Below are 16,117 nucleotides of genomic sequence, written 5' to 3' on the forward strand. Positions count from 1 at the left end.
GTCGCCCAGTCTTGCACGGATCAGCTTCCGTCGACCGGAATGTGATACTTGCGAAGCCGGTAAGCCAGCGTCGGGCGACTGATGCCGAGCACCCGTGCCGCGCGCGACAGGTTGCCGTTGGCCTCCACCACGGCGGCGCGCAACATCGCCACCTCGGTTTCCTCCAGGCCTGGCCGGGGAATGGCGGTGCTGGACGGCGCGACGTCTTCAGCCGTCTCGCTGCTCTGCCCGATATTGCCGCTGCGTTTGAGGATGAACGAGGCGGTGTCGATCTCCTCACCGCTGGTGAAAAGATGGCACAAGTCCAGTGACCCGCCATCTTCGGCCAGGATCACGGCGCGTTCGATCATGTTCTCCAGCTCGCGGACATTGCCGGGCCAGTCGTAGGCGAACAGCGCATCGACGGCACGTTCGCGAAAGCCGGTGATCTGCTTGTCGTGCTTCTTGGCCAAGCGCTGGAGGAACCAGTTCATCATCAGCGGGATGTCGTCCCGCCGTTCGCGCAGTGGCGGCACCTGGATCGGGAAAACGTTCAGCCGAAAGAACAGGTCTTCGCGAAACTGGCCCGCCTTGGCGGCTTCGCGCAGGTTCACGTTCGTGGCGGCAATCACCCGCACGTTGACCTTGCGTGTGCGCGTATCGCCCACGCGCTCGATTTCCCCCTGCTGCAACGCGCGCAACAGCTTGCCTTGTGCGGTCAGGCTGAGCGTGCCGATCTCGTCGAGGAAGAGCGTGCCACCGTCGGCGCGCTCGAAGCGCCCGGGCCGCGACGTGGTTGCGCCCGTGAAACCGCCGCGCTCCACGCCAAACAATTCCGATTCCATCAGATGCTCGGGAATCGACGCGCAGTTGACGGCAACGAATGGCCCGTCAGCGCGTTTGCTCAGGCGATGCAGATTGTTGGCGAAGACCTCCTTGCCGACACCGCTTTCCCCCAGGAACAGCACGGTGGCTTCGGTGGGGGCCACCTTGTTGACCATATGGCAGACGGTGTTGAAACCGGCCGAGATTCCCACCACGCCGAAGCTGTTTTCCGGTGCGCTGGCCAGGCGCGCGGCTATGCGGCTTGTGGCCGGCAGTGGGGCCTCGGGCTGGGGCGCCCATTTGACGAAATCGCCAATCTGCAGGAAACGCAGGTCGTCTTCGGCGTCTTCCCACTCTTCAACGGGTTTGCCAACTACGCGGCATTTCGCATGCCCCATGCCGCGACATTCGATCTCGCGCCAGAGGATGGGGCGGCCCATGAAAGCGCTGGTGTATCCGCACGCGTAGCCGATCAACATCCAGCACACCGGTTCGTTGCCGATGCCGTAGCTGGCGACGTGGGCCTCGGCCTCGGAGCTGTCGATCAGGTAGAAATCGCCGAAATAGTGGCCACGCTGTACATCGATATCGAGTGCGACCGGCTCGCAATGCACCATGCCTTCCAGCGACACCAGTTGCGGGCCTGCCAGGAAGTCGTCGTAGCTGTTGAAGCCTGCGCGAACCTTGCGCGCCATGGCGGCATCGTGCGTACCGGCCTGATAGCCGATGCGGGTGATCAGCCCGCGCGCCGTTTCCTTGCCCAGGCTTTCGATGAGCTCTTGCCTCAGCGCGCCGAGCGAGCTGATGTGCATGAGCATCATGCGTTGGTCGTCCAACCAGATCCGGCCTTGCTGCGGAGCGAAGCGCAAGCGTTTGGCGAGGTCGTGGATGGCCGGCACGCGGATCTCGGTGGCTCCCGGGTGTTTCGGGTCGCGATCGGGTCGCGCCGGTGCCGTAGCGTCGGATTTGGATTGTCGCGGATGCCGTTTTGCCATGGTCTCCTCGATCGCGGCCAGATGGGGTGCCGTCGCGACGGCGAGCGGCTGGCGCTCACGCGGCACCGTCCGGCTGTTGTTGTCGGACGGTCCGCGGACGTCATACAAGGTTTGATCGAATGAGCTTAACCTCAGCTTCCAGATATGGGGATTGGTGAAAATACGCGACATGGCCGATCTGCGAAATTGATCGTCAATGCTGTGCTGTGTTCGTCGCGTTGCTGGGCTCGCGATTCTTGATGGGTTGCTGGCTTAAACGAAGCGGTCGAAGTGCATCTGTTCGAACGGCACGTGATGCGTGTGCATCAGTAATGTCTGCACGGCTTCGATCATGGGCGGAGGTCCGGCGAAATAGAACTCGAATTGGTCCAGCGGTGTTGCCAACACCCGCTCGACCTCGGCGTGTACGAAGCCGGTCGGTCCTTGCCACGCAAGCTCGGGCGCAGGCGCAGACAGCACGACCGAGAGTGCGAAGCGGCTGTCTGCCACGAGGTCTTCAAGTGCCGCCATGGCGCCGAGGTCGGGCTGTGAGCGCCCGCCGTAGAAGAAGTGCACGCGTCTCGCGCGGTTCTCGGAAAGCGCTCCACGGGCGACCGACAGCATGGGCGCAAGCCCCGAGCCTCCGGCAATGCACACAATGTCGCGTGCGTTGTCGTCACGCAGGTAGGCGTGGCCATAGGGGCCATCGAGCGTGATGGTTTGCCCGATTGCAACGTGATCGAACAAGGCGTTGCTGCCAGCACCGCCGGGAACGCGCCGGATCACGAATTTCCAGATGCCGTCCTCGTGGGGGAGGTTCGACATCGAATAGGCGCGCGCACCCCGCGTGTGCGGCGGATACAGCAGCGCGTACTGGCCCGGACGGAACTCTGCCGGGGCCTGTATCTGAAATGTGAACTCGCTCATGTCGGGCGTCAGCTCGCGCCGGGCCAGCAGCACGGCCGGCCAGCGGCCCGGTGATACGACCGGGAGATATGCTTCGTCGCAGCGCACGCGGATCGTGCAATCGCCCAGCAGGCGTGACTGGCAGGCGAGATGTTTGCCGCGCTTGCGGTCGCGTTCGGACAGCCCGGGTGCTTCCGGCCAGATGGATTCCACGAGACCCGAGAGCAGGTCAAAGCGGCATGCACCGCAGCCCCCGACGCTGCACTCGTGGGGCAGGGCAATGCCGGCGCGTAACGCGCCCCGCAGCAAAGTGTCTTCTTCTGCAGCGACGGAAAAAGCGGCGCCGCCTTCGATGGTGATCTGGTGTGTCATCGCCAGTTCCGATGTGTCGTTGGCCATGGTTTGGATGGAATAATGTCGCCCGGGCTGTCTGGTCTCACAGGCCGATGCTGTGCCGGAACTCGCGCACCGCAGCGGTGGCGCGCGCCTGCGCCGCTGGCGCGTCGGGCAGCGCTGCGCAGTACGCCACGATGGCTTCATCGGCCAGGGGCTCCCATTTGGCGAGCCAGCCGGTGATGACCTCGCGGTTTCCGGGCTGTTCCAGGGCCATGCGCACAAGTGCGCCGGCCCAGCGGCGATGGCGTTGCGCATCGGCCAGTTGCGCGTCGGTCAGCAGGCCAAGCAGGGTGTCGCCGTTGTGCCGGGCCGCTTCGCCGAGACCGCGCAATACGGCTTCCTCCACCGCCGGCCGTACCACCAGGCTCAGGGCAACGAAGCACTCGGCCCAGTCCCACGCCACCAGCGCGTGTTCGACCAGCTTGCGCCAGCCTTGCCATGCCGGGTCCTGCTCCCAGTAGCGGCGTTCATCGGTGCCGAAGCCGAGGTCGCTGAAGGTCTGCGACAGCTCCTTGGTGCGGTACGCGGTGTGTGTCAGCCAGCGCAGCGAATCGGCCGTCTGATAAGCCGCGCAGTTCGAAATGGTCGAGGCAGGCGCCAGTTGCGTCAGATAGGCCGAGCCCATCTGCAGCGTGTGGAACAGGTAGCGCGCGGGCGTGTACAGGCGAGCCAGCGTGCCTGCCCAGGTGCGTTCGAGCATGGCGTCGTGCCCGCGCTCGGAAAACTGGTCGAGCAGCCCGAACACATAGGTCTCCTGCCCGTCCTGCAGCATGTTGTACGTGCGGTAGACCAGTTCATCCGGATCGCGGAACGCGTTCCAGTCGGGGTGGGTCAGGGGAGATGCGTTGCGGTTGCGCTTGAACCACTGCGCCATCTCGAAATTCGGGTCGAGTTCGAACGGCGCATCGGGGTTGTCGGTGGTGTAGTGCAGGTTGGTCGAGACGATTTCGTACTCGCTGGGCTTGCGTCGCCGCGCGGCCAGATGGCTCCAGGTCTTGAGCGGCTTGAGGACTTCAGCTTGCGTTGTCATGTGTGTCTCCGATTACAGCGTTTTTTCGTAGTAGAAGCGGACGTAGTCATCCGTCGTTTCGATGCGGCCGGCGAACGAGCTGAGGTTGACTTCGAGCTCGGACATCTTGAACGGGCGCCCCAGTGCCTCTTCGAGCGTGGCGCGGCGCAGGATCAGTTCGCCGTCGGTGTCGATGCGCACATAGGCGAGCTTGTCGTCGATGCGGATGCTCTTGCCCGGGTTGTCTTCCTGCGCGGCTTCGATGACGCCGGCAGTGATGCTGCTCGCGCGCAGTACGGGACCGACGCGATTGTTGCGGTAGGCCTCGGCGGTGTTGGCGATACTCATGGTGGGTTCCTGGGCGATGTCAGCAATTGGCGAAGAGAGGCTCAACGCCCTCGACAGCGACGAAGATGTCGTCGCCTTCGACTTTCAAGGCGTACTCGGCAAGCCGGCAGCCGCCGGGGTTGATGCCTTTGCCGGTGTTGGCATCGAAGGTCCACTGATGTGCGCGGCACATCAGCACCCGGCCGTCGAACTTGCCCTCGGCCAGCGGGATGTCCTGGTGCGGGCAGATTCCCTGGAACGCGCGCGGTTCACCCCCTTCGGGGCGCACCAGCACGATCACATGGCCGGCGACTTCGACCTCGGTCATGTCGCCTTCCCAAAGCTCGTCGAGCGAGCACACTTTCTGGAAGTTCATCGCGGCCTCATGCATCGCAAAAAATGAATTCGAGCGCTTCCATCGGCTTGATGTCGGTGTCGGCCAGCTTGGCGTTGCGCGGATAGAATTGCTCGCCGCCCTGACGCCGGACCCTGACGATCTTGCCGGGCTGCGGTGCCACGCGGCGCCCCACCGAGTGGTGTGCCGCTGCTGCGGCCACCTCGTCGATGGTGTTCTCGGTATCCACCGCGACGAGCTGCAGCACGAAGTCGTACTGAAAATTCGAAATCACAGGAAAAAGTGCCATGTCGTCCTCCGTTTGCGTGCCGCCTCACGCGGCTTTCTTTTGGTAGCGCTGATTGCGATACGCCTCGACCCACGCGTAGTGATGGGCGTCGTCACCGCACTCGCCAGGCGCCAGGTTCATGTACTGAAGTGCGCCCATCAGGTTGGGTGGCTGGATCTGCCCCGCGAGGAATCGGTCGACCAGCGTCAGGTGGTCGCGATAGCGCAGCGGGTCTTGCTGGAAGACCCAGCGGTCGATCTCGGAATTGAAGTGGTACGTGCGGCCCTTGTAGTCGAGCGGGTAGTCCTTCACGTTCCAGCCGTTGCCCGGAATTGCGCAGATCGGCAGCTGGCTCATGTTGCATACGATCGGCAGTGTCTCGGGCACGGTCAGCTCGGGCTTGCCGGCCAAGAGGTTGTCGATGATGACGTCCCAGGCTTTGCCGAATGTGTCGTTCCAGCCGGGGTATTTTTCTTCGAGCCAGTCGCGGCAATCAGGCGTCATGCCGGCTGCGGGGTTCCACCAGATCGTCGGACGCCAGAACCAGATACCCATCTGGTAGGCGTGGTGCTGGTAGTCGAACTCGTTGATCATCTGATCCCAGTACCAGGGCAGGTCCAGGCCCAGGTCGATCAACGTGCGTTCAAACTGCCCGACGATCCACTCCGTCATGAACTCCTTGAACGACTCCTTGCGATGGTGCAGCGGCGTTGCGTAATCCATCGAGGTGCCGGTGAGCAGCGAGAACAGCCGCCAGGCGCGCGCAATGGCAATGTCGACGAGTTTCTGCGCCTGCTCCTTGCGGCCGCTTGCGATCAGGATCTGCAGTGCCGGACCACCGATCTGCGCATGCCGCGACTCGTCGGTCTGGATGCTTGAGATGAGGCTGGCGAAGGTGAAATCACCCGCCTCTGCAGCGTCGGCGGCGAGGCCGAGGAACTGCATGTTGGTAAAGCCCGTCTCGAACGCGAACGTCAGCATGATCGCAATATCGATCGCGCTGCGCGACATGAACAGATCATCGAACGTGCTGCGTGCCGCGATCGCGCCCCATTCGTTGGTGTGATAAGCCTTATGGGCCCAATCGAACTGACGGTCCTTGGCGCAATAGTCGTGCGGGAAATACAACTGCAGCTGGCCGTGCCGATTCTCGTCGAGCATGCCGAAGGTGGCCATGTTGCGCATGCCCGGTGCGCGGCCGAAGCGGGCCATGCGTGCCTCGGCACTCATCGCGGCGTATTCGCCGAGCGCGATGGCGCCGTAGTGCGCCTTCAGAATCGACAGCCAGCCCGGGTCGGCGTCTTCGAACATGCGGCTGCGTTCTAGCGCAGCCTTGACCGAGTACGCACCGGCATCTTTCTCGCGCTGGATGCGGACGTATTCGGGATACGACGTCTTGTATGGCTCGTCGTAGGTTTCCCATGTCTGCATCGGTACGCCCTGCGCGCCGGTCATGATGTCGGGAAACAGCTCGGACTCGGTGACGTAGCTCGGGGTCCAGTTGGTCGTGCGTGCGATGTCGTACCACGCGGCGCGTTCCAGTAACGCCATGGTGATGTCTCCTTGGTGGGTCTGTAGTGCTTTTGCTTGGTGGTCTCAGCGCGGTCGCATTTGCGCTGGGCGGTCCTCCATTGCAAGGGCGGTGCCAACCGCAGCGGCTGCCGTGGGTTGGTGCAGCGCAAAATTCCGTGACGCCTGTATCGACGCACACCCTCGACACGCCTGTGCGCTGCCTGTGTGCAGTGCAGAAGCGTCCGTCCCCATCGCGATTTCAGTTTTTGATCAGATTCGGTCGCCGTTGCCTGGCCGTCTGATTTGATCAATTGATAAGAATCTCGAGAATCTGGATTCTGCTTGGAGGTAGAACGCCCCGGACATCGGAGATACGCCTATCCGTCGTCCGAGTGTTCTCTCGAAGGTGGAGCGCGCGGCTCGCAATGAGCGTGTCGTCCGCCAGTTTTCCGATTATTCCAAGCCTGTAAAGCCACGGTCGGGCTCGACGATTTGATGAAAGCCGCCCCAAGTGGCTCGATCAAATGATCAATTCGCCTGCCTGATCAAGCGAAATTCGCAGCCATTGTCCCGTGTTTTGCGTGCGTGACACCGCATAAAGGCTGTCTCGTTGTTGGGGTTTTCCCTTGAAATATCGAGATTGTTGAAGAAAGTCCGCCCAGCTGGCACAGCTTCTGCAAAAGAGGAGCCGTCACCGGCGACAGCTCAGCGTCGGTGGCAATCCCGACCTCAACAGCGGATATGCCCATGACCACGCAAATCAACCTGTCATCCGACGAGATGCCCATCGTCGATCTCACGCGCAAATACGTGAGTCGTATTGAGCGACGCGACGATGGGCTGGTGAGCTTCGAGTTCGCCATCGGCTGGCCCGAGCTGAGTGTCGACTTGCTGCTGCCCGAGCCGGCCTTCACCGCGTTCTGTCAGCGCCACCAGGTGACGAGGCTGGATTCCTGAGACGGCGCAGACCGTCCACCGCCACACCCCATAAAACACCCAGGAGACAACCCGCATGAACATCGACTTGCAGGCCCGCGAAATCACGCCGCAGCGGCAGACCTTCGCCCACGTTGCCCGCCTCATCGGCGAAGGCAAGGCAGCCACGCGCTACCAGGAAGCGACTTACGGCGCGCAGTCCATGGCGAACTTTCACTACCGTCCGACGTGGGACCCAGCGCACGAGTTGTACGACCCGAGCCGCAGCCGCATTCACTTGGCTGACTGGCAGGCGCTCAAAGATCCGCGCCAGTTCTATTACGCCACCTGGACCATGACCCGCGCGCGTCAACAGGAAGCGGTGGAAGCGAACTTCCAGTTTGTCGAGTCGCGCGGGCTGGCATCTGCGATGGGGGATGCGCTGCGCGACCGCGCGCTGCAGGTGCTGCTGCCGCTGCGCCACGTGGCGTGGGGCGCCAACATGAACAACGCGTCGATCTGCGCGTATGGCTACGGCACGGCCTTCACCGCGCCCGCGATGTTCCACGCCATGGACGATCTCGGGATTGCACAGCTGATTACCCGTCTGGCCCTGGCACTGGACGAGCCTGCCGTGCTCGATGCGGGCAAGCTGGCCTGGCTGGAAGACCCCCGTTGGCAAGGCTTGCGCCGCTACGTGGAAGACAGCTTCGTGGTGCAGGACCCGGTCGAGCTATTCATGGCCCAGAACCTTGCGCTGGACGGTCTGTTGTATCCGCTCATCTATGGGCACTTTGTCGATGACCACCTCGCGCTGCAAGGCGGTACGGCCGTGGCCATCCTGACCAGCTTCATGCCCGAGTGGCACGACGAAACCGCGCGCTGGATCGACGCGGTCATCAAGACCATGGCGAGCGCATCGGAGCCCGAAGCCGCTGGCAACCGCGCTTTGCTCTCGCAATGGTTCGCGCAGTGGGCCGACCGTGCACAGGCCGCGCTGGCACCCGTGGCCGAGATGGCTTTGGGCGAGCACGGCGCCGCGGCACTGGGCGAAGTGCGTGCCGCCCTTGACGCTCGTGCGGCCAAGCTTGGCCTGTCGCTCTGAACTCCACGTCTTCCGATTGCTTGCAGAGGAAACCCATGTCTCAAGTCTTTATTGCCTTCCAGGCCAACGAGGAGTCGCGCCCTGTGATCGAGGCCATCGTGACCGACAACCCGGAGGCCGTCGTCACCTATCCGACTGGCCTGGTCAAGATCGACGCCCCAGGGCGCCTGACCATCCGCCGCGAAACCATCGAAGAGCAGACAGGCCGGCCCTTCGACCTTCAGCAACTGCACGTCAACCTCGTCACGCTCTCGGGCCACATCGACGAAGACGACGATCAGTTGACGCTGAGCTGGCAGCACTGAACACGCAAGACCTCGCACACCTACACATACGAGAGGAGACACCCGATGGACACCCGTGTTGCCAAGAAGAAGCTTGGCCTGAAAGAGCGTTACGCCGCCATGACGCGCGGCCTCGGTTGGGAAACGACCTACCAGCCGATGGACAAGGTCTTTCCGTACGACACCTACGAGGGGATCAAGATCCACGACTGGGACAAGTGGCAAGACCCGTTCCGCCTGACCATGGATGCGTACTGGAAGTATCAGGGCGAGAAGGAGAAGAAGCTCTACGCCGTGATTGAGGCTTTTGCGCAGAACAACGGTCAACTCGGCATCAGCGATGCGCGCTACGTCAACGCGCTCAAGCTGTTCATCCAGGGCGTCACGCCACTGGAATACAACGCGCACCGTGGGTTTGCCCACGTGGGCCGTCAGTTCACGGGCGAAGGTGCGCGCGTGGCTGCGCAGATGCAGTCCATCGACGAACTGCGCCACTACCAGACCGAGACGCATGCGATCTCGCACTACAACAAGTACTTCAACGGCATGCACAGCCCGAACCACTGGTTCGACCGTGTCTGGTACCTGTCGGTGCCGAAGTCGTTCTTCGAAGACGCATGCACGGCCGGTCCGTTCGAGTTCCTGACAGCGGTCAGCTTCTCGTTCGAATACGTGCTGACCAACCTGTTGTTCGTGCCGTTCATGTCCGGCGCCGCGCACAACGGCGACATGAGCACCGTCACCTTCGGCTTCTCTGCGCAGTCCGATGAGTCGCGCCACATGACGCTGGGCATCGAATGCATCAAGTTCATGCTGGAGCAGGATCCCGACAACGTGCCCATCGTTCAGCGCTGGATCGACAAGTGGTTCTGGCGCGGCTACCGGCTGCTGACCATCGTCGCGATGATGCAGGACTACATGCTGCCCAAGCGCGTGATGAGCTGGAAGGAGGCCTGGGAGATGTACGCCGAGAGCAACGGCGGCGCGCTCTTCAAGGATCTGGCGCGCTATGGCATCCGCGAGCCGGCGGGCTGGAAGGACGCGTGCGAAGGCAAGGACCACATCAGCCACCAGGCGTGGGCCACGTTCTACAACTACGGCGCGGCCGCACCGTTCCACACGTGGATTCCGAACGAGGACGAGATGCAGTGGCTCGCGCAGAAGTATCCGGACTCCTTCGACAAGCTCTATCGCCCGCGCTTTGAATTCTGGCGAGAGCGGGCCGAGGAAGGACAGCGCTTCTACAACAAGACGCTGCCGATGCTGTGCACGACCTGCCAGGTGCCGATGTTCTTCACCGAGCCGGGCGACGCCACCAAGATCGCCTATCGCGAGAGCGACTACTTCGGCAACAAGTATCACTTCTGCTCGGACCACTGCAAACACATCTTCGACGACGAACCCGAGAAGTATGTGCAGAGCTGGCTGCCTGTGCACCAGGTCTACCAGGGTCATTGCTTCCCCGAGGGCACGGACCCGACCGCCGAAGGGTTCGACCCGTTGATGGCGGTGCTCAAGTACTACGAGATGAACATCGGACGTGACAACTTCGACTTCGAAGGCTCGGAAGATCAGAGGAACTTCGCCGCCTGGACGGGAGAAACAGCATGAGCGTCGTGACCAATCCGAAAGCCGCGCCCTACAAGTTTCCGATGAAGGACGTGCGCGAGAACTTTCCTGCGCCGCTGCTCTACATCGGGTGGGAAGACCACCTGATGTTCAGTGCGCCGGTCTGCCTGCCGCTGCCGCCCGACATGCCTTTCGGTGCGCTGATGAGCCAGGTGCTGCCAGGCATCTACGCCGAGCATCCGGACTTCGCGCGCATCGACTGGAGCGCAGCCCAGTGGTTCAAGTCCGGCCAGCCCTGGACGCCCGATGCGGCCAAGTCGTTGGCCGAGAACGGTCTGGGCCACAAGGACGTGATCCGTTTTCGTACGCCGGGCCTCACCGGCATCAACGGTTCCTGCAGTTAAGCCATGTGCAATCAACTCACCATCGAGCCCATTGGCGCCACGCTGGACGTGGCCGAGGGCCAGACCCTGCTCGACGCCGCGTTGCGCTCGGGGGTGTACATCCCGCATGCGTGCGGCCACGGACTGTGCGGTACGTGCAAGGTGCAGGTCACGCACGGCGAGGTGGACCACGGCCCAGCCAATCCCTTCGCGCTCATGGACATCGAGCGTGAAGAAGGGAAGACGCTGGCGTGTTGCGCCACCGCGCTGAGCGACGTCTGCGTCGAAGCCGATGTAGACGACGAGCCGGACGCGCGTGTCATTCCCGTGCGGGATTTTGTGGCGACGGTCACGCGCGTTGAAGCCCTCACGCCCACCATCAAGGGGTTGCGCCTGAAGCTCGACCAGCCGATCGACTTCCAGGCTGGCCAGTACGTGATGGTGGAGATTCCAGGGCTCGGTCAACGGCGTGCCTTCTCGATCGCCAATTCACCGAGCAACGTGGCGAGCACGGGCGAGATCGAGTTGCAGGTGCGCCGCGTCCCAGGCGGCGCCGGAACCGGCGTGCTGCACGAGCAAGTTGGTGCGGGAGACACGCTGCACGTGACGGGCCCGTACGGCCGGTTCTTCGTGCGGCAGTCAGCGGCCAAGCCGATGCTGTTCGTCGCAGGTGGTTCGGGTCTGTCCAGCCCGCGGTCGATGATCCTTGATCTGCTGGAACAGGGCTGCACGTTGCCCATCACGCTGGTCAATGGACAACGCAGTCGTGAAGAGCTGTACGGCCACGAGGAGTTTGTTGCCCTGGCCAATCGCCACCCGAACTTCCACTACGTGCCGGTGCTGTCGAACGAAGCCGAGGGGAGCGCCTGGGACGGTGCGCGCGGCTTTGCCCACGACGCTGCCAAGGTGCATTTCAACGGGCAGTTCTCGGGGCACAAGGCGTATCTGTGCGGGCCGCCGCCGATGGTGGAGGCTGCCATCGGCGCGCTCATGCAGGGCCGGCTGTTCGAGGATGACATCTACACCGAGAAGTTCCTCTCGGCTGCCGATGCCAACGCGCAGCGCAGCCCGCTGTTCAAGCGGGTTTGAAAGGAGGGCCACGCAATGCTGGATACCCGACCCAAGGTGGATGTGTGCGTGGAACAGACCCAGGAGCACTACCCATGCGCCACCACCGAGAGCTTGCTGACGGGCATGTTGCGCCTCGGGCGCAAGGGCATTCCCGCGGGCTGTGTCAATGGCGGCTGCGGGGTGTGCAAGGTACGCGTGCTCGAAGGCAGCACCGTGCGCCTGGGGCCGCTCAGCCGTGCCCACGTCAGCGCGGACGAAGAAGCGCAGGGCGTGACGCTGGCCTGCCGTGAAGCACCGCTGACCGCCGTCCGGCTGGCTGTGCTGGGCAGATTTGAAAAACCGTTTTCCAGAGGCTTCGCCGCATCTGCGGGGGCGCAGTCCGACAAAAAACCGCAGTGAGTTTGATCAACCAGGAGACAAGCATGGGTGTTCTACGAATCGGGCATGCCAGCCTAAAGGTGATGGACATGGCCGCCGCCGTTCGGCACTACGAAAACGTGCTCGGCCTGAAGGTGACGATGCAGGACAACGCCGGCAACGTCTACTTCAAGTGCTGGGACGAGTGGGACAAATACTCGCTCATCCTCACGCCGTCGGACCAGGCAGGCCTCAACCATCTCGCCTACAAGGTAGAGAAGGACGCCGACCTCGACGAACTGCAGGGGAAGATTGAAGCGTGGGGCCTCAAGACGGTGATGCTGCCAGAGGGCTCGCTGCCGGCCACCGGCCGCATGCTGCAGTTCAATCTGCCGAGCGGCCACGAGATGCGGCTCTATGCGATGAAGGAGGTGGTCGGCACCGAGGTGGGCAGTCTCAACCCCGACCCGTGGCCGGACAACCTGAAGGGCGCGGGCGTGCACTGGCTGGATCATGCCCTGCTGATGTGCGAGCTGAATCCGGAAGCTGGCATCAACACGGTTGCCGAAAACACGCGGTTCATGCAGGAGGTGCTGGGCTTCTTCCTGACGGAGCAGGTCGTCGTCGGGCCGGGCGGCGCCGTACAGGCTGCCGCATGGCTGGCCCGCAGCACCACGCCGCACGACATCGCGTTCGTCGGTGGTCCGCGCAGTGGCCTGCACCACATCGCCTTCTTCCTGGATTCATGGCACGACGTGCTCAAGGCTGCAGACGTCATGGCCAAGAACCAGACCAAGATCGACGTGGCACCTACACGCCACGGCATCACGCGCGGGGAGACGATTTACTTCTTCGACCCCAGCGGCAACCGCAACGAGACGTTCGCTGGACTGGGCTACCTCGCGCAGCCAGACCGTCCCGTCACCACGTGGAGCGAAGACAAGCTGTGGACCGGCATCTTCTACCACACGGGTGAGGCGGTGCCGTCGTTCACCGATGTCTACACCTGATCTGTCCGAGCCTGTTTGCCGAGCCGCCTGAACCGCCATTTCCACGTCCCGTCTTGCCATGTCCACACGTACTGCACACGACGCCACCTTCCTCAGCGAGGTACGCAGCCAGATCACGCTCCCCGCGGCCCAGGCTGCTGTTGCGGCGGCGGTGGAGTCGGCGCAGGCGCAGGGCCTGCGTATCAACGTGGCCGTGGTCGATGGCGGCGGCACGCTCGTGGCTTTTGCGCGCATGTCGGGCGCGTTTCTGCACTCGATCGACATTGCCATCGACAAGGCCTATACGGCGGCCAGCTTCGGTTTTCCCACCGCGCAGTGGGGCGACTTGCTGGCCGGCGATGAAATGCTGCGCCTGGGGCTGGCCGAGCGCCCGCGACTGGTGATGTTTGGCGGTGGCCTGCCGATCATCAACGCGGGCGAGCGCATCGGTGGCATTGGCGTGTCTGGCGGCTCGGCGGAGCAGGACGAAGCGTGCGCCCGCGCGGGGCTGCACGCGATCGGCCTGTCATGAAGAGCTCTCCTCAATCAAAAGAAGAACCGTTTGTTTCGGGAATCCAACCGTGAAGCAATTCCTCAATTTCATCAATGGCGAATTTGTCGCCACCAGCAAGACGTTCGAGAACCGTGCACCGGTGGACAACCGTGTGATCGGTCTGGTTCACGAGGCGGGGCAGGCCGAGGTGGATGCCGCCGTGGCCGCCGCACAGGCTGCCCTGCATGGCGACTGGGGCCGCATGACCGTGGTCAAGCGCGTCGAGTTGCTGCACGCGGTGGCAGACGAGATCAACCGGCGTTTCGACGATTTTCTTGAAGCCGAGCTGGCCGATACCGGCAAGCCGCGCAGCCTGGCGGCACACATCGACATCCCGCGCGGCGCGGCCAACTTCAAGGTGTTTGCCGACATCGTGAAGAACGTGCCCACAGAGAGTTTCGAGATGGCCACGCCCGATGGCGGTACTGCCGTCAGCTACGCGCTGCGCTCGCCGCTGGGCGTGGTGGCGGTGGTGTGCCCGTGGAACCTGCCGTTGCTGCTGATGACGTGGAAGGTCGGCCCGGCGCTGGCCTGCGGCAACACCGTCATCGTCAAGCCCTCGGAAGAGACGCCAGCCACGGCCACGCTGCTGGGCGAGGTGATGGCGCACGTGGGTATTCCTAAGGGCGTCTACAACGTCGTGCACGGCTTCGGGCCGGGCTCTGCGGGCGAGTTCCTGACGCGGCATCCCGGCGTCAACGGCATCACCTTCACAGGCGAGACGCGCACCGGAGAGGCCATCATGGCCGCGGCCGCTAAAGGCGTGCGACCGGTGAGCTTCGAACTGGGTGGCAAGAACGCGGGCATCGTGTTTGCCGATGCCGACTTCGACAAGGCCGTCACTGGCATTACGCGCAGTGCGTTCGAAAACTGCGGGCAGGTCTGTCTGGGCACCGAGCGCGTCTACGTGCAGCGGCCGATTTTCGACAAGTTTGTGCAAGCACTGAAGGAGAAGGCCGAGGCGTTGAAGATCGGACCATCAGGTGAGCCGGGGGTGGGTCTGGGCCCGTTGATCTCTGCCGAGCACAAGGCAAAGGTCATGTCGTACTACGAACTGGCCCGGGCCGAGGGCGCCACGGTTGTGACTGGCGGCGGTGCCCCCGACATGCCTGCCGCGCTGGCCGAGGGCCATTGGGTGCAGCCAACCATCTGGACCGGCTTGCCGGAGAGCGCCCGCATCATTCGCGAAGAAATCTTCGGCCCCTGCTGCCACATTGCCCCGTTCGACACCGAGGAAGAAGCCATCGCGCTTGCGAACGCCACGGACTACGGCCTGGCCACCACGGTGTGGACGCAAAACCTGGGCACGGCGCACCGCATGGCGCGCGCCGTTGAGGTGGGACTGTGCTGGATCAACAGCTGGTTCCTGCGCGACCTGCGCACCGCATTCGGCGGCGCCAAGGCATCCGGCATCGGCCGCGAGGGCGGCGTGCATTCGCTGGAGTTCTATACCGAGCTGCGCAACGTGATGGTGAAGCTATGAGCACGATCAACCTCGAGGGCGCGGATGCCCGCTACGTCCGCACCGGTGCGGTACAGACCTACGTTCACGATGTCGGGCAGGGCGCACCGGTGCTGCTGATACACGGATCAGGCCCGGGTGTGAGCGCATGGGTCAACTGGCGGCCGGTCATGCCTGCGCTGGCCCGGCAGCGCCGCGTGATTGCGCCCGACATGCTGGGCTTCGGCCTGAGCGACCGGCCCGCGGGGCAGGTCTACAACATGGACGTTTGGGTTCAGCAAGCCATCGACCTGCTGGATGCCCTTGGCTTGCCGCAGGTCGATCTGGTCGGCAATTCCTTTGGCGGCGGGCTGTCACTGGCGCTGGCGATCCGGGCGCCCGAGCGTGTGCGGCGGCTGGTGCTGATGGGCGCGGTGGGCGTGCCGTTTGCCATCACGCCGGCGCTCGATGCGGTGTGGGGCTACACACCCTCTTTGGCGGCCATGCGCGGTCTGCTCGACGTGTTTGCTTACGACCGCGGCCGTGTGACCGACGAACTGGCGCAACTCCGCTACGAGGCCACCATCGTGCCGGGTGTGCAGGAATCCTACGCCGCCATGTTCCCCGCACCCCGGCAGCGCTGGGTGGATGCCATGGCGAGCGCCGAAGCCGACATCCGCGCGCTGCCGCACGAAACACTGGTGTTGCACGGGCGGGAGGATCAGGTGATCCCGGTATCCAACTCGCTCACGCTGGCTGACTGGATTCCCAATAGCCAGCTGCACGTCTTCGGCCACTGCGGGCACTGGACACAGATCGAACACAGCGCCCGTTTTGCCCAGCTCGTGAACAACTTCCTGGCCGAAGCCGATGCCGGCGCAGCCACCTGAACCACTCTC

18 protein-coding genes are annotated in these 16,117 nt (G+C 63.5%); 11 read left to right on the forward strand and 7 right to left on the reverse strand.

Annotation, left to right across the window (positions count from 1 at the left end):
• Nucleotides 1-20: 20 nt before the first annotated feature.
• The 7 genes from NG898_RS01695 to NG898_RS01725 all read right to left on the reverse strand — a co-directional run bounded on the left by NG898_RS01695 (nucleotide 21) and on the right by NG898_RS01725 (nucleotide 6,590).
• Nucleotides 21-1,799, reverse strand: coding sequence for a sigma-54-dependent Fis family transcriptional regulator (locus NG898_RS01695; RefSeq protein WP_252691601.1), 1,779 nt, complete (start codon nucleotides 1,797-1,799; stop codon nucleotides 21-23).
• A 252-nt stretch (nucleotides 1,800-2,051) separates the two neighbouring features.
• Complete coding sequence (locus NG898_RS01700; RefSeq protein WP_252690826.1) at nucleotides 2,052-3,083, reverse strand: 2Fe-2S iron-sulfur cluster-binding protein; 1,032 nt, start codon at nucleotides 3,081-3,083, stop codon at nucleotides 2,052-2,054.
• Between the two features lie 37 nt (nucleotides 3,084-3,120).
• Entirely contained in the window at nucleotides 3,121-4,110 is a 990-nt protein-coding gene (locus NG898_RS01705; protein ID WP_252690827.1) for an aromatic/alkene monooxygenase hydroxylase subunit beta, read from the reverse strand.
• A 12-nt stretch (nucleotides 4,111-4,122) separates the two neighbouring features.
• The gene (locus NG898_RS01710; protein WP_045202760.1) at nucleotides 4,123-4,437 is read right to left on the reverse strand and encodes an MmoB/DmpM family protein; all 315 of its coding nucleotides are present in this window, start codon (nucleotides 4,435-4,437) and stop codon (nucleotides 4,123-4,125) included.
• A 19-nt stretch (nucleotides 4,438-4,456) separates the two neighbouring features.
• Nucleotides 4,457-4,792 carry a monooxygenase system ferredoxin subunit gene (locus tag NG898_RS01715; RefSeq protein ID WP_045202761.1) on the reverse strand — a complete coding sequence of 112 codons (336 nt, stop codon included), beginning with the start codon at nucleotides 4,790-4,792 and terminating at the stop codon, nucleotides 4,457-4,459.
• 7 nt (nucleotides 4,793-4,799) lie between these two features.
• Entirely contained in the window at nucleotides 4,800-5,060 is a 261-nt protein-coding gene (locus NG898_RS01720) for a toluene-4-monooxygenase system B family protein (protein WP_045202762.1), read from the reverse strand.
• Between the two features lie 24 nt (nucleotides 5,061-5,084).
• A complete protein-coding gene (locus tag NG898_RS01725) occupies nucleotides 5,085-6,590 on the reverse strand; it encodes a ferritin family protein (RefSeq protein WP_252690828.1) in 1,506 nt (501 codons plus the stop codon).
• Nucleotides 6,591-7,298: 708 nt separating this feature from the next.
• Between NG898_RS01725 and NG898_RS01730 the strand changes: the two genes are divergently transcribed.
• Genes NG898_RS01730 through NG898_RS01780 form a run of 11 tightly spaced genes read left to right on the forward strand, consistent with a single transcriptional unit; the run spans nucleotide 7,299 to nucleotide 16,108 of the window.
• Nucleotides 7,299-7,508, forward strand: a complete 210-nt coding sequence (locus NG898_RS01730; RefSeq protein WP_045202764.1) for a phenol hydroxylase subunit — start codon at nucleotides 7,299-7,301, stop codon at nucleotides 7,506-7,508.
• Nucleotides 7,509-7,563: 55 nt separating this feature from the next.
• The gene (locus tag NG898_RS01735; protein WP_252690829.1) at nucleotides 7,564-8,571 is read left to right on the forward strand and encodes an aromatic/alkene monooxygenase hydroxylase subunit beta; all 1,008 of its coding nucleotides are present in this window, start codon (nucleotides 7,564-7,566) and stop codon (nucleotides 8,569-8,571) included.
• Between the two features lie 35 nt (nucleotides 8,572-8,606).
• A complete protein-coding gene (locus NG898_RS01740; protein WP_012430589.1) occupies nucleotides 8,607-8,876 on the forward strand; it encodes an MmoB/DmpM family protein in 270 nt (89 codons plus the stop codon).
• A gap of 45 nt (nucleotides 8,877-8,921) precedes the next feature.
• Entirely contained in the window at nucleotides 8,922-10,466 is a 1,545-nt protein-coding gene (locus NG898_RS01745; protein ID WP_252690830.1) for an aromatic/alkene/methane monooxygenase hydroxylase/oxygenase subunit alpha, read from the forward strand.
• Nucleotides 10,463-10,828, forward strand: coding sequence for a phenol hydroxylase subunit P4 (locus tag NG898_RS01750; RefSeq protein WP_252690831.1), 366 nt, complete (start codon nucleotides 10,463-10,465; stop codon nucleotides 10,826-10,828). Before NG898_RS01745 ends, NG898_RS01750 begins: the two co-directional genes overlap by 4 nt.
• 3 nt (nucleotides 10,829-10,831) lie before the next feature.
• Nucleotides 10,832-11,896, forward strand: a complete 1,065-nt coding sequence (locus tag NG898_RS01755; RefSeq protein ID WP_252690832.1) for an NADH:ubiquinone reductase (Na(+)-transporting) subunit F — start codon at nucleotides 10,832-10,834, stop codon at nucleotides 11,894-11,896.
• A gap of 15 nt (nucleotides 11,897-11,911) precedes the next feature.
• Complete coding sequence (locus NG898_RS01760; RefSeq protein ID WP_252690833.1) at nucleotides 11,912-12,277, forward strand: 2Fe-2S iron-sulfur cluster-binding protein; 366 nt, start codon at nucleotides 11,912-11,914, stop codon at nucleotides 12,275-12,277.
• 23 nt (nucleotides 12,278-12,300) lie between these two features.
• Entirely contained in the window at nucleotides 12,301-13,245 is a 945-nt protein-coding gene (locus NG898_RS01765; RefSeq protein WP_252690834.1) for a catechol 2,3-dioxygenase, read from the forward strand.
• A 58-nt stretch (nucleotides 13,246-13,303) separates the two neighbouring features.
• Entirely contained in the window at nucleotides 13,304-13,756 is a 453-nt protein-coding gene (locus NG898_RS01770) for a GlcG/HbpS family heme-binding protein (protein WP_252690835.1), read from the forward strand.
• A 49-nt stretch (nucleotides 13,757-13,805) separates the two neighbouring features.
• The gene (locus NG898_RS01775) at nucleotides 13,806-15,260 is read left to right on the forward strand and encodes a 2-hydroxymuconic semialdehyde dehydrogenase (protein ID WP_252690836.1); all 1,455 of its coding nucleotides are present in this window, start codon (nucleotides 13,806-13,808) and stop codon (nucleotides 15,258-15,260) included.
• Nucleotides 15,257-16,108: an alpha/beta fold hydrolase gene (locus tag NG898_RS01780; RefSeq protein WP_092972736.1), complete on the forward strand. Its 852-nt coding sequence runs from the start codon at nucleotides 15,257-15,259 to the stop codon at nucleotides 16,106-16,108. The genes NG898_RS01775 and NG898_RS01780 overlap by 4 nt, the downstream gene beginning before the upstream one ends.
• The last annotated feature ends 9 nt before the right edge of the window (nucleotides 16,109-16,117 follow it).

Origin of the sequence: Ralstonia mojiangensis (assembly GCF_023955645.1) — a bacterium.
Taxonomy (GTDB): domain Bacteria; phylum Pseudomonadota; class Gammaproteobacteria; order Burkholderiales; family Burkholderiaceae; genus Ralstonia; species Ralstonia mojiangensis.

Coding starts and splice junctions, on each gene's coding strand:
- NG898_RS01695 (WP_252691601.1), bottom strand. CDS start 1,799: ATGGCAAAACGGCATCCGCGACAATCCAAATCCGACGCTACGGCACCG.
- NG898_RS01700 (WP_252690826.1), bottom strand. CDS start 3,083: ATGGCCAACGACACATCGGAACTGGCGATGACACACCAGATCACCATC.
- NG898_RS01705 (WP_252690827.1), bottom strand. CDS start 4,110: ATGACAACGCAAGCTGAAGTCCTCAAGCCGCTCAAGACCTGGAGCCAT.
- NG898_RS01710 (WP_045202760.1), bottom strand. CDS start 4,437: ATGAGTATCGCCAACACCGCCGAGGCCTACCGCAACAATCGCGTCGGT.
- NG898_RS01715 (WP_045202761.1), bottom strand. CDS start 4,792: ATGAACTTCCAGAAAGTGTGCTCGCTCGACGAGCTTTGGGAAGGCGAC.
- NG898_RS01720 (WP_045202762.1), bottom strand. CDS start 5,060: ATGGCACTTTTTCCTGTGATTTCGAATTTTCAGTACGACTTCGTGCTG.
- NG898_RS01725 (WP_252690828.1), bottom strand. CDS start 6,590: ATGGCGTTACTGGAACGCGCCGCGTGGTACGACATCGCACGCACGACC.
- NG898_RS01730 (WP_045202764.1), top strand. CDS start 7,299: ATGACCACGCAAATCAACCTGTCATCCGACGAGATGCCCATCGTCGAT.
- NG898_RS01735 (WP_252690829.1), top strand. CDS start 7,564: ATGAACATCGACTTGCAGGCCCGCGAAATCACGCCGCAGCGGCAGACC.
- NG898_RS01740 (WP_012430589.1), top strand. CDS start 8,607: ATGTCTCAAGTCTTTATTGCCTTCCAGGCCAACGAGGAGTCGCGCCCT.
- NG898_RS01745 (WP_252690830.1), top strand. CDS start 8,922: ATGGACACCCGTGTTGCCAAGAAGAAGCTTGGCCTGAAAGAGCGTTAC.
- NG898_RS01750 (WP_252690831.1), top strand. CDS start 10,463: ATGAGCGTCGTGACCAATCCGAAAGCCGCGCCCTACAAGTTTCCGATG.
- NG898_RS01755 (WP_252690832.1), top strand. CDS start 10,832: ATGTGCAATCAACTCACCATCGAGCCCATTGGCGCCACGCTGGACGTG.
- NG898_RS01760 (WP_252690833.1), top strand. CDS start 11,912: ATGCTGGATACCCGACCCAAGGTGGATGTGTGCGTGGAACAGACCCAG.
- NG898_RS01765 (WP_252690834.1), top strand. CDS start 12,301: ATGGGTGTTCTACGAATCGGGCATGCCAGCCTAAAGGTGATGGACATG.
- NG898_RS01770 (WP_252690835.1), top strand. CDS start 13,304: ATGTCCACACGTACTGCACACGACGCCACCTTCCTCAGCGAGGTACGC.
- NG898_RS01780 (WP_092972736.1), top strand. CDS start 15,257: ATGAGCACGATCAACCTCGAGGGCGCGGATGCCCGCTACGTCCGCACC.